This window comes from Paraburkholderia sp. Clong3 (assembly GCF_050436485.1).
GTDB classification, from domain to species: domain Bacteria; phylum Pseudomonadota; class Gammaproteobacteria; order Burkholderiales; family Burkholderiaceae; genus Paraburkholderia; species Paraburkholderia tuberum.
Genome location: NZ_JBNDMH010000002.1, coordinates 2,941,548 through 2,956,859 on the forward strand (window position 1 = coordinate 2,941,548; position 15,312 = coordinate 2,956,859).

13 protein-coding genes are annotated in these 15,312 nt (G+C 65.2%); 8 read left to right on the plus strand and 5 right to left on the minus strand.

Annotation, left to right across the window (positions count from 1 at the left end):
• Positions 1 to 305: 305 nt before the first annotated feature.
• Positions 306 to 1,409, minus strand: a complete 1,104-nt coding sequence (locus OKW30_RS17740) for an NAD(P)H-dependent flavin oxidoreductase (protein WP_429347261.1) — start codon at positions 1,407 to 1,409, stop codon at positions 306 to 308.
• Positions 1,410 to 1,730: 321 nt separating this feature from the next.
• On the opposite strand from OKW30_RS17740, the gene OKW30_RS17745 reads away from it, so the two are divergent.
• The gene (locus tag OKW30_RS17745; protein WP_018419150.1) at positions 1,731 to 2,429 is read left to right on the plus strand and encodes a dienelactone hydrolase family protein; all 699 of its coding nucleotides are present in this window, start codon (positions 1,731 to 1,733) and stop codon (positions 2,427 to 2,429) included.
• A 242-nt stretch (positions 2,430 to 2,671) separates the two neighbouring features.
• Positions 2,672 to 4,228: an amidase gene (locus OKW30_RS17750; protein WP_429347262.1), complete on the plus strand. Its 1,557-nt coding sequence runs from the start codon at positions 2,672 to 2,674 to the stop codon at positions 4,226 to 4,228.
• Positions 4,229 to 4,336: 108 nt separating this feature from the next.
• Here the strand turns inward: OKW30_RS17750 and OKW30_RS17755 are convergent, their stop codons facing one another.
• The 3 genes from OKW30_RS17755 to OKW30_RS17765 all read right to left on the minus strand — a co-directional run bounded on the left by OKW30_RS17755 (position 4,337) and on the right by OKW30_RS17765 (position 7,221).
• Positions 4,337 to 4,648 carry a high-potential iron-sulfur protein gene (locus OKW30_RS17755; protein ID WP_184026020.1) on the minus strand — a complete coding sequence of 104 codons (312 nt, stop codon included), beginning with the start codon at positions 4,646 to 4,648 and terminating at the stop codon, positions 4,337 to 4,339.
• 133 nt (positions 4,649 to 4,781) lie between these two features.
• Positions 4,782 to 5,888, minus strand: coding sequence for an NAD(P)/FAD-dependent oxidoreductase (locus tag OKW30_RS17760; protein WP_429347263.1), 1,107 nt, complete (start codon positions 5,886 to 5,888; stop codon positions 4,782 to 4,784).
• A 355-nt stretch (positions 5,889 to 6,243) separates the two neighbouring features.
• Positions 6,244 to 7,221, minus strand: coding sequence for an AAA family ATPase (locus OKW30_RS17765; RefSeq protein ID WP_187628379.1), 978 nt, complete (start codon positions 7,219 to 7,221; stop codon positions 6,244 to 6,246).
• A gap of 270 nt (positions 7,222 to 7,491) precedes the next feature.
• On the opposite strand from OKW30_RS17765, the gene OKW30_RS17770 reads away from it, so the two are divergent.
• Positions 7,492 to 8,052, plus strand: a complete 561-nt coding sequence (locus tag OKW30_RS17770) for a hypothetical protein (protein WP_184068812.1) — start codon at positions 7,492 to 7,494, stop codon at positions 8,050 to 8,052.
• A 54-nt stretch (positions 8,053 to 8,106) separates the two neighbouring features.
• Positions 8,107 to 8,904: an endonuclease/exonuclease/phosphatase family protein gene (locus tag OKW30_RS17775; RefSeq protein ID WP_090802649.1), complete on the plus strand. Its 798-nt coding sequence runs from the start codon at positions 8,107 to 8,109 to the stop codon at positions 8,902 to 8,904.
• A gap of 46 nt (positions 8,905 to 8,950) precedes the next feature.
• Here OKW30_RS17775 and OKW30_RS17780 read toward each other — a convergent pair whose 3' ends face one another.
• Positions 8,951 to 9,955, minus strand: a complete 1,005-nt coding sequence (locus OKW30_RS17780; RefSeq protein ID WP_429347264.1) for an aldose 1-epimerase — start codon at positions 9,953 to 9,955, stop codon at positions 8,951 to 8,953.
• A gap of 340 nt (positions 9,956 to 10,295) precedes the next feature.
• On the opposite strand from OKW30_RS17780, the gene OKW30_RS17785 reads away from it, so the two are divergent.
• From OKW30_RS17785 to OKW30_RS17800, 4 genes are all read left to right on the plus strand, one after another.
• Complete coding sequence (locus OKW30_RS17785; protein ID WP_429347265.1) at positions 10,296 to 11,348, plus strand: LacI family DNA-binding transcriptional regulator; 1,053 nt, start codon at positions 10,296 to 10,298, stop codon at positions 11,346 to 11,348.
• A gap of 182 nt (positions 11,349 to 11,530) precedes the next feature.
• The gene (locus OKW30_RS17790; protein WP_184068824.1) at positions 11,531 to 12,550 is read left to right on the plus strand and encodes an ABC transporter substrate-binding protein; all 1,020 of its coding nucleotides are present in this window, start codon (positions 11,531 to 11,533) and stop codon (positions 12,548 to 12,550) included.
• 150 nt (positions 12,551 to 12,700) lie between these two features.
• Positions 12,701 to 14,266, plus strand: coding sequence for a sugar ABC transporter ATP-binding protein (locus OKW30_RS17795; protein WP_429347768.1), 1,566 nt, complete (start codon positions 12,701 to 12,703; stop codon positions 14,264 to 14,266).
• Between the two features lie 64 nt (positions 14,267 to 14,330).
• On the plus strand, positions 14,331 to 15,311 hold the full coding sequence (locus OKW30_RS17800) for an ABC transporter permease (protein ID WP_409340036.1): 981 nt from the start codon (positions 14,331 to 14,333) through the stop codon (positions 15,309 to 15,311).
• Position 15,312: the final 1 nt, after the last annotated feature.

Below are 15,312 nucleotides of genomic sequence, written 5' to 3' on the forward strand. Positions count from 1 at the left end.
CAAACCGTACTTGCGCGCAAGTGTAGGCCATCAAATTAATTTGCGGGAATTTTTTGAGAAAGTGGGAACAACACTAATAGCGCAGTTCCCGGGCGAACCGCTCGTGGCTTGGGCGAGCGGGCCGGAAAACCCCAGCCCATGCGGGTTTCCGCTAATTGGTAAGTTTCTCCGCGGGCGCGGATTTAGCCATTTTCCGGCTTCTGTCACATATGATTCGAAGGGTTTTTCAACTCAAAAATGTGGCGTGCCGCACAGGATTGTGAGTGCGGTAAACAACTTAAATCAGCCTTAAATCGGCCATGCAATCAACGCAAGAACGCGGCGATTCGCACGGAGGCCGCCTGCCATTCCTGCTCGAGCTGCGCCATCAGTTCGATCGCGCCGATTGCTTCGGCGCGCGTGTGGCCAAGCGGCGCACCCTGCCCCGCCCACAACGACAGGTAATCGCCGTTCTGCGCACGCGCCGCGTTTTGCCGCAGCTCCTGCGTCAACGCGTTTTGTACCGGATACGGCGCGATGCTGTCCGCCGATTCGCGCAAACGTTGTATCAACGGATTGCGGATGCCGCGCGCGTGGCGGCCCGTGATCGCGCGCGTCACCGTGGTCGAGGTATCTGCCATGCCGCGCACGCGGGTTTTCCATACCTCGGGGATCGCGCTCTCGCGGGTGGTCAGAAACGCGGTGCCCATCACCGCGGCTTGCGCGCCCAGCGCGAGTGCCGCGACGATGCCTCGACCGTCCATGATGCCGCCGGCCGCGAGCACCGGCAGCCCGGTCGCGTCGACCAGTTGCGGCACGAGCGCCATCGTGCCGACCAGCGCATCTTCGAAGGCGCCGATGAACGTGCCGCGATGCGCGCCCGCCTCCGCGCCTTGCGCGGCGACGGCATCGGCGCCCGCATCGCGCCACGCGATGCCTTCTTCAACATGCGTCGCAGTCCCAACTACATAGCTGCCGCTCGCGTGCAAACGCTCGACGTCGTCCGCTGCTAGCAGTCCGAACGTAAAGCCGGCGACCGGCACCCGCAATTCGATCAGCGTTTCCAGTTGCGCGCGAAAGTCAGGCGCATAGCGTGCGAGCGGCTGTCCCGGCGGTAAGCCGAGATCGGCCCGCAGCGGATCGATTGCGTCGAGCGCGCGGCGCACGGTGGCTTCATCGGGCGAGACCGGATCGAGCACGAACAGATTCACGCCGAACGGGCGATCGGTCAGCGCGCGAATCGCCGCGACCTCGCTCGCGATCTTCTCGGCTGCGAGCGCCGCCCCCGCGAGAAAACCAAGTCCGCCCGCATTGGATACCGCCGCGACGAGCGCCGGCGTCGTCGCGCCGCCGGCCATCGGCGCCTGCACGACGGGTACCCGCATCTGGAAGTGCTCGGCGAACGGCGTCACGAAACCGCCTTCATTCATGTTCGTTTCCTTCCGGCGCAAAGCCGTCGATGTGCTGATTCATGCGCTCGCCAACATGTTCGCGAGATGCGCTGACACGCGCGAGCCATCACGCGCTGACTGTACCGAGACGCGCCATCGCGGAGAAATGAATTATCGAGATCGTTTCAATCGCCTGACGAGAATCGAAGCACGCCGCAGCACCCGCGAGGCCTCGTCCCGCCTCGCTGCAAGGCGGTTCTTTTGATGGCAAACTAAGCGCCCGTTGCAGGGCCTCGTGGCCTTGAGCGTTTCGTACACACCGACCTCGCGCGGCGGTCGCGCGAGTCAATGGAGAACAGCATGAGCACGACTTCCCGATGGATCGACATCCCCGCCGGCAACGACAGTTTCGGCGGCTACCTCGCGCTGCCGAAGGGCGGCAAGGGACCGGCCGTCATCATCATTCAGGAAATCTTCGGCGTGAACGGCCATATCCGCTCGGTCGCGGATCAGTACGCGCAGGACGGCTATGTCGCGCTCGCCCCGGACGTGTTCTGGCGCGTGCAGCCGCGCGTCGAATTGACGTATGACGGCAAGGATCGCGAAAAGGGCATCGAGCTGATGCAGAAAACCAAGGTCGACGACGCGGTCGCCGACCTCGGCGCCGCTGCGGCCGCCTTGCGCGCGCTGCCGGAAGTGACCGGCAAGATCGCCGCGATCGGCTACTGCTTCGGCGGCCGTCTCGCCTATCTCGCCGCGGCGGCCGGTTCGGTCGACGCCGCTGTCGCCTACTACGGCGGCGGCATCCATAACCATCTCGACAAAGCCGCGAACATCAAGGTGCCGATGCAGTTCCACTACGGCGAGCTCGACGCGCATATTCTGCCGTCGGACATCGGCCAGATTCAGGAGCGCTTCGCGGGTCGCGCCGACGTGCAATTCAACATCTACCCGAACGCCGATCACGGTTTCAACTGCTCGGAGCGTGCCTCGTACAACCAGCACGCGTCGGCATTGGCGCATGGCCGCACGCTGACGTTCCTCGGCGAGCGGATGTAATCCGCGGTTCCGGCATTCAGTCGGCCCTGCCGCGTTGCGCATGTGATCGCACGCTCGCGCATTTGAAGTGCGCACTCGAATTCACATGAGTCACGTTGGCGCTCAACTCGGGTACTCTGTGCAAGACGGCGTGTCGGCCGACACGGCGTCTTTTCACATGTGCGACGCCCGAGCGGGGCAACGCGATGCCGAGCGAAACGCCCCAGTCGCGCGTGCATGGCCGGCCACGAATTCGACGCAGCATGCCAACCGACCGCGAGGGCTCAACCGACGTGCAATCAGACTATCTCGCTCATGACGCCATCGGCCTCGCCGAACTCGTGCGCACGCGCCAGGTCAGCGCGCGCGAATTGATCGACGTCGCGATCTCGCGCACCGAGGCCGTCAATCCCGCGATCAACGCGATCGTTCTGAAGGACTACGATGCGGCCCGCCAACGTGCGTCGCACGAAGACGCGAATCGCGCGAATACCGTCGACGGCACGAACGGAACGGACGACTCCGCCGCCCACGCCGCGCTCGCCGGCGTGCCGTTCCTGATCAAGGATCTCGGCGCGCCCGTTGCGGGACTGCCCATGGCAATGGGCAGCCGACACTACCGCCACTTCATTCCGACTCAGGATGCGCCGGTCGTCGCGCTCGCGAAAGCGGCGGGTTTGAATATCTTCGCGAAGACCAGCACGTCCGAACTCGGCCAGATGCCTTATACGGAGCCCGAACTATTTGGCGCGTGCCGTAATCCGTGGAATATCGATCACACGCCGGGCGGTTCGAGCGGCGGCGCGGCGGCGGCGGTCGCTGCCGGCATCGTACCGCTCGCGCATGCGTCGGACGGCGGCGGCTCGATCCGGATTCCGGCGTCGTGCTGTGGACTGTTCGGCCTGAAACCCTCGCGCGGTCGCGTGCCGCGCGCGGCGCAGGCCGGCGCCGGCGAACTCGGCATCGATCACGCCGTGTCGCGCAGCGTGCGCGACAGCGCGTTGCTGCTCGATCTGCTGGCCGGCAACGCCGAGCGGCCGAGCGGCGCGCCCGGCACCTTTCTCGGCGCGACGCGCGAGCCGTGCAAACCGCTGACGATCGCCTACGTGACCGAGCCGATGCTCGCGCCGTCGTTATCGGCCGATGCACGCGCCGCGCTCGACGACGCCGCGCAACTCGCGAGCTCACTCGGCCATCGTCTGGAGCCGGTGTCGCTCGGCGTCGATTTCGCGGCGGTCCGTCATGCGTTCCTGACGCTGTGGTCGGTGACCGCCGAGGACCTCGTGCTGAACGCGGAGCGCATCACCGGCCACAAGCCAACGCGCGGCGAGTTCGAAATTTCGACATGGGCGATGGCGCACGTCGGCCGCAAGCTCGGCGAGCAGGGCTTGCCGGCCGCGCTCGACGAACAGCGCCGCATCACCGCGCGTCTGACCGACCTGCTGAACCGCTACGACGTGCTGTTGTGCGCGACGCTCGCGTCCGCGCCGATCAAGATCGGAGAGATGCGACCAAGCTCGGTCGAGCGCATGCAGATGCGCGCGGTCACCACGATACCGCTAGAACGATTGATGAAGAAACTGCTGTTCGAAGCGTCGAACAAGGCGTTCGCGTGGGCCGGATGCACGGAGCTGTTCAACCTGAGCGGCCAGCCGGCGATGTCGGTGCCTTTGTACTGGAATGCGCGCGGGCTGCCGATCGGCGTGCAGTTCGCGGCGCGTATCGGCGGCGAGGCGACTCTGTTCAGACTCGCCGCGCAACTCGAGGCGGCACGGCCGTGGTTCGACAGGCGGCCGCCATTGATGAATGCGCGCCGCTAAAAGTCCAGCGGTCCACTGCAATGAAGCTTTGAAAAACCGGCCCGGCATGCGCCGCGGGATTGCGGCGCATCCCGTGCGCGCTTGCAAGCACCTCAAGCGCAGGCTTGATCAGGCCTTCTTGTTATAGGCGCTGCACCATCCCGTGGCCGCGACCTGCTTGCCCGCGAACATCGGGCAGAGGCCGTAGGCATCGCCCGCCTTGCCCTGGAAGAAGCTGCAGTTGCTGCATTGCTCGCCAGGCGTGTATTTGGCGAATTTCGCCTTGTCGACCTTGCTCGCGTCCGCCTTGTAGCCAAGCGCCTGCGCGGTCGGATCGGTTTCGGAGACTTTCGGCGCGTCGGCGAACGCCTGGCGCGACAGCGCGAACGTCGATGCCACACCGATGCTGGTGATCAAAAACGTACGACGGGAAGATCTCATGGGGAACGCACTCCATTTATATGGGAATCAACGCCGTTCTGATGACAGCGTTCGCCAAGCATAGCAACGTAGCCGTCGCCCGTGATATTCCAAATGCTAAAGATACGCGGATCGGTACGGTGCAAACGCGGCCTCAAGGCCGCCCGCTCAGCTCGCAGACCCGCTGCGCAATCGCAAGCGATGCCGTCAACCCCGGCGACTCGATGCCGAACAGATTGACGAGCCCGCGCACGCCATGCGCGGCCGGCCCCTGGATCATGAAGTCCGCGGCGGGCTCGCCCGGGCCGGACAACTTCGGACGAATACCGGCGTACGCCGGCTGCAACGCGCCATCGGGCAAGGCCGGCCAGTACGCGCGAATCGCCGCATAAAACGCCTCCGCGCGACGCGGATCGACGTCGTAATTGATCGCATCGACCCATTCGACGTCGGGGCCGAAGCGCACCTGGCCGCCCAGGTCGAGCGTCAGATGCACGCCGAGGCCGGCTTCGTTCGGCATCGGATAGATCAGGCGGCTGAACGGCGCGCGCCCCGAGATGCTGAAGTAATTGCCGCGCGCGAAGTAGAGCGGCGGCACGTGGCGCGAGTCGAGTCCGCGAATCTTGCGCGCGAGTGCGTTCGCCTGCAGACCCGCGCTGTTGATCACGCAGGCAGCGCTGATCGTGGTGGGCGCCGCACCGCCGACCGCGATGGTGAAACGGCCGTTGTGAGCCTCGATCGCCTCGACCGGCGCATGGAACGCGTACACGGCGCCGTCGCGCTCGGCATCGCCTTGCAGCGCGAGCATGTACTGATGACTATCGACGATCCCCGTCTGCGGCGAAAACACCGCCTCCACGCATTCAAGCGCCGGTTCGAGCGCCTGCGCCTGATCGCCGGTGACGCGCATCAGGTCGAGCACGCCGTTGTCGCGCCCTTTGGCCATGATGCTTTCGAGCTGCGGAATCTGGTTGCGCGACGTGGCGACGAGCAGCTTGCCGCAGCGCGAATGCGGCACGTTGCGCTCGGCGCAATAGTCATACAGCATTTCGCGGCCGCGCACGCACAGCGTGGCCTTCAGCGATCCGCGCGGGTAGTAGATGCCCGCGTGAATCACTTCGCTGTTGCGTGAACTCGTGCCCACGCCGATGGCATCGGCGGCCTCCAGCACGATCACCTCGCGCCCGCGCGCCGCCAGCGCGCGCGCCGTCGCGAGGCCGATCACGCCGGCGCCGATCACTACACATTCGATCTGATCCATATCCGTTGACGCGGCGCATTGGGCCGCGCGCTGCCTCGTTCAGCCGATGGAAGGAAGACAGGTACGGCACCTCGCCGCCGCGTTCCGTTTGTTGTCGAACGCATCTGTCCGCTGGTCTGCTTATGTCTTTTTATCACCACCACGGAAAATTGTACGACTCGGTACAGACAGAAGTGACAAACGTTCGTGCGCGCCGACCAGACGATGGCGGCGCAAGCTGGCTCGATTCTGCGCTCCACATCGAAAATAGCAATAATTGCCGCGGTGTTCACCACGCAGGCTGTACGAATTTGCCGAGACAGCTCCCCAAATTCCAGAGAAGCGGGGTTTGGGTGCAAAAAACCGACCGAAAACCTCAAAATCCGATCGGTTTTCGCCGGTTTCCGTAATCGAGGCGGATATCGGCGGGCTCGATCTGGTCGCGTCCCGCGATGCGCGCCGCGCCGAAGCCGTTCAGGATCGCGCGGCGCATCTCGCGCGGCGACGCCCGCTTGAGCGCATCGAGGGTCGCTTCGCCAAGCGTCCCCGGAAAGCGCAGGCCCCAGTTGTGCGCGCCGCGGATCTCGTCGTAGATCGACTGCGCGATGCGTCGCGCGCCGGCGTGGTCCGGCGGCGAGATCTCGTAGACGTTCATGCGGTTCAGGATCGGCTCGGGGATCGCGCGTTCGTCGTTGGCGGTCGCGATCCAGATCACGTTGCCCGCGTTGATCGGTATCTCGGCGAACTCGTCGATGAAGCTCTGGGCGGTGTCGTGTTCGAGTAGCGCGTACAACGCGCCGAGCGGATCGTATTGCGAATCGCCGCTCGCCTTGTCGATTTCGTCGACGGCGATCACCGGGTTCGCGTAGCTGCCGTTCACGAGTGCATCGAACACCTTGCCCGGCTTCGCGTTCTTCCATTGCGACGACGCGCCCGACAGAATCCAGCCCGCCGTCAGCGAACTCATCGCGACGTATTGGTACGCGGTGCCGAGCAGGCGCGCGAGCTGCTTCGCGAAATGCGTCTTGCCGATGCCGGGCTCGCCGAGCAACAGGATCGGCATCAGTTCGAGCCGGTCCTCGGTTTCGAGGCACAGCGCGACCTGCTTGCGGATGTCGTCGAGCGGTGCGGAGAAATTGGGCAGCGCGCTGATCAGATCGTCGATCGACGGCATCCGGTTCGGCTTCACGCAGAATCGCAGATTGCCGGTTTTCAGCATCTTTTCGTAGGTCGCGCGCAGCGCCTCGTTCGCGCCCTCGCCGAGACCGTTCAGCGCGCTTTCGACCTCGTCGAGGTCATACACCCGGCTGAACGAGGCCACGGCGATTTCCTGTTTGACCATTGCTGTCGTCATCGCTCACCCCGTTTGGCTGATTCTGCAGCGGCGGCGCCTTGTGAGCGCCGGTTCGAGTCCAGTGTAGCGAGGACACAAACGCGTGCAAGCCAGCAGTCATGTGGCTCTGCTGCTAACGATCGCTGGCATCCCATCCTTATCTTGAATGGAGTGTTGCTGAACCGGCCCTCGTCGACCGTGTCAGAAATCGTTGCGGCCATCGGGGGTAAGATGGCTCTCTAATTGCTACGAGGCACCCACGCAAGCGACGCGTGAGCGGAGATCCTTTTTATGTGGAAAACCAGTATCGTGGCCATGCTGCTTGGCGCTTCGTTGCTCGCCCACGCGCAACAACAGCCAGCGCAGCAGGTCGTGCAATGGCAGTTGCAGGTGGTGAAAGATGGCCAGCAGATCGATTCGTTCGACGGCACCACCACCGTCGGCCAGGCGCGCACGGATACGCATCACCAGGTCGTGCAACACGAGGTCGGCTGCAAGGACCAGCCGGCCGGCAGCATCGATCTGTCACGCACGATCACGGTGTCGCCGCTGCGCGTCGATCCCGAGGGCGTGATGTTTTCGATCGACACACAGGAAACGCTCGAGGACGACAATGCGGCGCGCACCGACATCGGCTGCAAGCTGCCGCCGCAGCCGCGCCAGGTGAGCGCGAGCCACCCGGGTCTCGTGGTGCCGCCGGATCAATGGGCGAGCTGGACGATCGTCGATCACAATCCGAACCTCGTGTACCGCGTGCATGCGAACGTCGTGAGCAACGGTGCGAACGGCAACGGCACGAACGGCGGCATGAGCGGCAATGGCGCCGCGACCGGCAGCAGCAATCCGAACTGACAGGAACCGCGCGCCTTACCGACGCGCTCAAACAGAACACGTGGATAACGCGGCATGCGAAACCCAGAAGAACTGATCCGCGAGAATCTCGCGCCGAACGATTTCGTCGCGGTGAGCTGGAACCTGCACAAGGGCCGCACACCGCTCGGTTTTCAGGCCTGGCAGGCGATGCAGCGCTGGGTTCAATCGACCCACGCGGACGCATACTTCCTGCAGGAAGCGATGGCGCGGCGTATGCCGTCGCCGGTATTGGCGAGCAGTTTCGGCACGCCGATGGGCGATCCACTGACCGACGTATGGCACTGTCAGGCAACCGAAATCGCGCGCGCGCTCGAACTCGAAGTCGCGCTCGGCCCGAACGTGTTCAAGCCGTCATGGCGGCACGGCAATGCGATCCTGTCGCCGCATCCGCTCGATCTCGGCGGCCGCTGGGACATCTCCGCGCACCGCTTCGAAAAGCGCGGCCTGCTGGTCGCGCGTGCGACGTTCGGCGGACGACTCGTCACGTTGCTCTGTGCGCATCTCGCGCTGACGCGTCCGGCGCGGTTGCGGCAGATGGACTGGATCGCGCACTGGATCGCGAAGGAAGCCCCCGACGGTCCGCTCGTGCTGGCCGGCGATTTCAACGATTGGCGCAACGACTCGGTGCCGCTCTTTCGCGAGCATGGCTTGCAGGAAGTCGCGACGCTGCTCGGCGAACCGGCGCGCACGTTCCCGGCCTTCTCGCCGGCGCTGTCGCTCGACAAGATGTTCGTGCGCGACATGCAGCCGGTCGAATGGATCCAGCCGACGCAGGAGACCGCGTGGCTGTCCGATCATTTACCGTATATGGCGAAGTTGCGGCTGGAGTGAGCGCGTCTGTTGGTTGCGCTTTCGCCAACGGAAAGCGCGTCCCCCCTCACTCGCGATGCGGCGTCCAGCTCAACGCCGCTTCGATCTCCTCCCCCGGCTGCAATACGCAGCCACCGACGTGCTCTTGTGTACCAACCGCGTTGAAGCAATCGGTCGTATTCGTGACCGGTTCCACGCATAGGTGCGGATCGTTGACCGGCGCGAACACGACCAGGTGATCGAACGGCGCGTCGGCACGCATCGTCAGATTGCGGCGCTCGTCAGGCCACGAGATCGTCGCCACGCGCGACCAGTTTGAAAAGTTGTTGTCGAGATCGAACGCATCGGGCGACATGCCCGCGCGCAACGCGTCGACGGCCGGATGCGGGCCAAGATGCGTCGGCAGCACGTCGGTGTCCGCGTGCCACATCGCCTGCACGTCGGCATGGATGCGCGTCGACGCGGTGCGCGGATAGTACGGATGATGGCCCATGCCGAACGGCATCGGCCGGCCGGCGAGATTCCGCGCGGACATCGTGATGTGGAGCGCGCCACCGCGCAACTCGATACGCTGCCGCGCGCGATAGCGAAACGGCCAGTCGCCAGTCACGCTCGCATCCGGTTCGTGCTCGAAGTGCAAGTCCACCGCGCTTTCGCTGCGCGCGCCGACGCGCCACGGATGCCGCCACGCGTTGCCATGCAGCGCGTGGGCGAAACGCGGGTCGTTGCCGGCGAGATCGATCGTCGCGCCGTCGAACGCGAAGCGCGCATCGCGAATCCGGTTGCAGTATGGGAACAGCGGAAAGCTCGCCATGCGCAGCGGATCGCGCGCTTCGAACGCTTCCGGCAGCGCCGGCCGCAGCCAGTGCAACGGACCTTCCGGCGTGACTTCGTAGAACGCCGCGAGCGCGCCGCCAACGTCCGGCGCGAGCACCGCTCGCAACGCACCGGCCGACAACGTGACGAGGCGCGCCGCGATCACGGGATCGTCGAGCCATGAGCGTTGAGTCGCCGAACGGGTCACGGCATGTGCCTCGCGCGGCCGGGCAGGATTCAGGGAAACGTCGCGCATGGTCAGACGAGGCGAAACCGCGAGCGGAAAGCGGCATCAACGTGCATTCATATCTCCTTTGACGTGCCGCGCACCCCGCGGCCGGCGGACCACCTCAGTCCGCCCAGAGCGAGGATCGCACGACACCGCACCATTGGTCAATATTATTAGTAATAACGTCGTTCAAAAAGGGCCGGTAGCGGACCGTAAGCTCCATCCCCACATGGCGGGTTAGCGCGCGTTGCTGCGCGCATATTATTAGTGGTACCGTCAGCAGCATGATGCCGCTGGCATTCCCTCGCTTCAGCGCCGCCTCGGCGCGGCCCGCACAATGAAAAAATCGACTCAACGCCGTCCCACCATGACCGACATCGCCAAGCTCACCGGCGTGTCGCAATCCACCGTTTCGCTCGTGCTCAACAACGCGGCCGGCGCGAAATTCTCCGATGCGACCCGCAACAAGGTGCTGAAGGCCGCGCACGACCTCGGCTACCGGCTGTCGCTGCGCGCGCCCGTAGCGGCATCGAGCGACGAGCGCAACCTGATCGTCTATCTGGCCGACGAAATCTCGACGAGCCCGCACCCGGTCGTCAACATCGACGGCGCGCGCGACGCCGCGTACGCGAGCGGCAAGATGCTCGCGGTCTACTCGACGCACGGCAACGCCGACATCGAAAAACAGGTACTCGACACGGTCCTCACCAATCCGCACGTGTTCGGCGTGATCTACGCGACCGTCTACACGCGCAAGGTCGCGCCGCCGACCGCGCTGTCGCAGGTGCCGACCGTGCTGCTGAACTGCTACACCGGCGACAGCACGTTCTCGTCCGTGGTGCCGGCCGAGGTGGCGGGCGGCCATCTGGCGACCGAGTACCTGCTGCAGGCCGGCCACCGGCGCATCGGCTACATCAACGGCGAGCCGTGGCAGGACGCCGCGAAAGACCGCCTGAAGGGCTACCGCACCGCGCTCGCGACCGCCGATCTGCCTTTCGCGGCCGAACTCGTGCGCGACGGCGACTGGAGCCCTGGCCTCGGCTTCGAGCTGACGCTGTCGCTGATGCGCGAGGCCAATCCGCCCACCGCGATCTTCTGCGCCAACGACCTGACCGCGATCGGCGCGATCGAGGCGCTCAAGCAGCTCGGCCTGCGCGTGCCCGAGGACGTGTCGGTGCTCGGCTACGACGACCAGGAAATCGCGCGCCACACGCATCCGCCGCTGTCGACGGTGGTGCTGCCCAACTACGAACTCGGCCGCTGGGCCGTCGAAACGCTGCTGCAGGAAGAGCACAACCGCGCGGCCGGCGCGCCGGTGCGCCATCGCACGGTCAAGCTCGACGGACCGCTGGTGGAACGCACCTCGGTCAGGGTAATTACCGAGGCAAAACCGGCGACAGTTAATATTATTAGTGATTGACCGATAATAATTTTGAGTGGAATAATCGGCACGTCGGGTCGGGAAGACAGCGCGCCGGTGGGCCATCGCCAATCGCGCGCTCGCCGGCGAACCAACGTCGGCCCCCCGGCTGGACAGAGGCAATCCCGAGCAGCACGAAAAGCAAATAAACCGTCACCGGTCACCGGTTACTGGAGGAAGACATGGCGTCGCTCAATACGCAGTCGCGCATGCACGCGCGCAAGCAGCAGATTCGTCCGCTGGCAGCTTCGCTGCTGGCTCTGGCAATCGGTGTCGGCGCGGCGGCCGCGCACGCGGACGACGCATTGCCGAAGTTGCCGACCAAGACCCCGCTGAAGGTCGGCTTCGCGCAGACCGAAAGCAACAACCCATGGCGTCTCGCGGAAACCAAGAGCTTCAAGGACATCGCCGCGAAATGCGGCTGGCAGATCGTGATGACCGACGCCAACGGCTCCAACTCCAAACAGGTCTCCGACATTCAAAGCATGATCGCCCAGCACGTCGATCTGCTGGTGTTCCCGCCGCGTGAAGAGAAGCCGCTCGCGCCGGTCGTGCTGCAGGCGAAGAAGGCCGGCATTCCGGTGATCCTCGTCGACCGCGACGTCGACCAATCGGTGGCGAAGGCTGGCCGCGACTACATCACGTTCATCGGCTCGGACTTCATCGATCAGGGTCACCGCGCCGCCGACTGGCTCGTCAAGGCGACGGGCGGCAAGGCGAAGATCATCGAGCTCGAAGGCACGACGGGTGCGTCGGCCGCGAACGATCGCAAGAAGGGTTTCGATGAAGTCATCGCGAAGCACCCCGGCATGACGATCATCGCGTCGCAAAGCGGCGACTTTGCGCGCGACACCGGCCGCAAGGTGATGGAAACACTGTTGCAGGCGCATCCCGACGTGACCGCCGTGTACGCGCACAACGACGAAATGGCGCTCGGCGCGATTGCCGCGATCAAGGCGGCCGGCAAGCAGCCGGGCAAGGACATTCAGATCGTCACGATCGACGGCACCAAGGGCGGCATGGACGCGATCGCGGCCGGCGAACTCGGCGCGAGCGTGCAGTCGAGCCCGTTCTTTGGCCCGCTCGCCTGCGACGTCGCGCAGCGCTATGCGAAGGGTGAAAAGATCCCCACCTGGATCAAGGTGTCCGACCGCTTCTACGACAAGGAAAACGTGCAGCAGAACATGCAGTACGGCTACTGATCGCAATTATCGGGAAGCGCCCCGGGCGCATCATTTTCCCGGGGACTCCCTTCCGCGTTGTAGCAGGGCATCCGCATCAGGAGAACGCCCGTGACGGAATCTGGCAAAGAGACGCCACACTCCCCCCTTACCCGTTCGCCGCTGCTCGAGATGCAGGACATCGGCATCAGCTTCGGCGGCGTGCCCGCGTTGCGCGGCGCGAACCTGAGCGTCGCCGCGGGCGAAGTGCACGCGCTGATCGGCCAGAACGGCGCCGGCAAATCGACACTGATCAAGATCCTGACCGGCGCCTATCGGCGCGGCTCGGGCAGCGTGAGATTCGAAGGCCGCGAGGTCGATTTCCGCACGCCCAAGCAGGCGCGCGAAGCGGGCATCAGCACGATCTACCAGGAGATCAACCTGGTGCCGTTCCGCTCGGTAGCGGAAAACATCTTTCTCGGCCGCGAGCCGCGCCGCTTCGGTCTGATCGACTGGCGCACGGTGCAGCAGCGCGCGGCCGCGCTGCTCGATTCGTTCGGTTTGCAGATCGACGTGAAAAAGCCGGTCGGTCGTTACTCGACCGCGATCCAGCAAATGGTGGCGCTTGCGCGCGCGGTGTCGTCGGACGCGAAGATGGTGATCATGGACGAATCGACGTCGTCGCTCGACGAGCGCGAAGTCGAACTGCTGTTCACCGTCGTGCGCAAGCTGCGCGACGACGGCCGCGCGGTGATTTTCGTCTCGCACCGGCTCGACGAGCTGTACGCGCTGTGCGATCGCGTGACCGTGATGCGCGACGGCCAGACGGTCGTGCAAAGCACGATGGCCGAGATGGACAAGCTGCAGCTCGTCACGACGATGCTCGGCCGCTCGCTCGCCGCCGTCGTGCAAGACGACACGGCCGCGCGCGAAGCGAATCTCGCGAGGCGCGGCAAGCAGGTGATCGGCGCGACGCAGCTCGGCGCGCCGCCGAAGGTCAACGGCGTGTCGCTCGACGTGCACGCTGGCGAGGCGGTCGGCCTGGCCGGCCTGCTCGGCTCGGGCCGCACCGAAACGATGCGGCTGATGTTCGGCGCCGATCCGCTGGCACAAGGCGCGCTGTCGATCGGCGGCGAGAAAGTCGCGCTGAAGTCGCCGCAGGACGCGATCGCGCGCGGCCTCGCGTACCTGACCGAAGACCGCAAGGGCGAAGGCATCATTCCCGAGCTGTCGGTGCGCGACAACCTGACGCTCGTCTGTCTGCGCACGCTCGCGAAAAACGGCATCGTCGACGTGAAGAAGCAGCAGGCGATCGTCGATCGCTTCATCGCGTCGCTCGGCATCAAGCTGCGATCGGCCGATCAGCCGATCCGCGAGCTATCGGGCGGCAACCAGCAGAAAGTGCTGCTCGCGCGCTGGCTCGCGGCCGAGCCAGCGCTGCTGCTGCTCGACGAGCCGATGCGCGGCATCGACGTCGGCGCGAAAGCCGACGTCGCGAAGATCGTGCGCGAGTTGCGCGACGCAGGGCTCGCGGTACTGCTGTCCGCGTCCGAACTCGAAGAGTTGACCGCGGTCGCCGATCGCGCGGTCGTGATCCGCGACGGCCGCACGGTCGCCGAACTGAACGGCGCCGACATGAGCGAGACCGCGATCATGGATGCGATCGCCTACGGCAGCGAGGGCCAATCAGCGCTCGCGCAAGCCGCGCAATCGGCACACATCGAAGACGCGTTGGAGGGCGACCGTCATGGCGCTTAAGCTGCGTTCGAATTCGCTGCGCAGCGATGCGGCGGGCGCCGCTGCGGCGGGCGCCGACACCACCATGATGCAATCGACCAATACCCCGCCCGCACGGTCCGCGAGCACCGTGCACAAGTGGCGCCATCTCGCGATGCAACGCGAAGTGATCGTGCTGCTCGCGATGGTGCTGTTCAACCTGATCTTCACGCCGCACTTCTGGTCGTTGCAGACGTTCAACGTGAACATGACGCAGGTCGTGACGATCGTGATCGTCGGCATCGGCATGACGCTGGTCGTCGCGACGGGCGGCATCGATCTGTCGGTGGGCGCGTCGATGGCGATTTCGGGCGCGCTCGCGCCGATGCTGTTCCTCAACATAGCGGGGCCGCTCGGCATCGGGCTTGCGTTCGTGCTGCCGGTAGTCGCGGCGGCCGCATGCGGCGTATTCAACGGCCTGCTCGTCACTCGTTTATCGGTGCAGCCGATCGTCGCGACGCTGGTGTTGTTCATCGCCGGACGCGGCATCGCGCAGGTCGTCACCGACGGCAGCCTGCAGGCGTTCGACACGCCAGCCTTTCAGTGGATCGCGCTCGGCAAGGTCGCGGGCGTGCCGTTCCAGGTGCTGCTGATGCTCGCGCTGGTCGGCGCGTTCGCGTGGGTCGTGCGCAAGACGTTGTTCGGCCAGCATCTGCTGATCACCGGCGGCAACGAAAAAGCCGCGTATCTGTGCGGCGTGCCGACCGCTACCGTCAAGATGATCGCGTACACGCTATGCGCGGCGCTCGCGGGCCTCGCGGGGCTGATCTCGATCTCGGTGAATTCGTCGTCGGATGCGAACGTCGTGGGGCTTGGCGTCGAACTCGATGCGATCGCGGCGGTCGCGGTCGGCGGCACGGCGCTGACGGGCGGCAAGGCGTATATCGGCGGCACGCTGATCGGCGCGCTGATCATCCAGTTGCTGCGCTATACGCTGCTCGCGCACGGCATTCCCGATGCCGCCGCGCTCGTCGTGAAGGCAGGCATCATCGTCGCGGCGGTTTACGTGCAGCGGCGCTCGCGCTGAT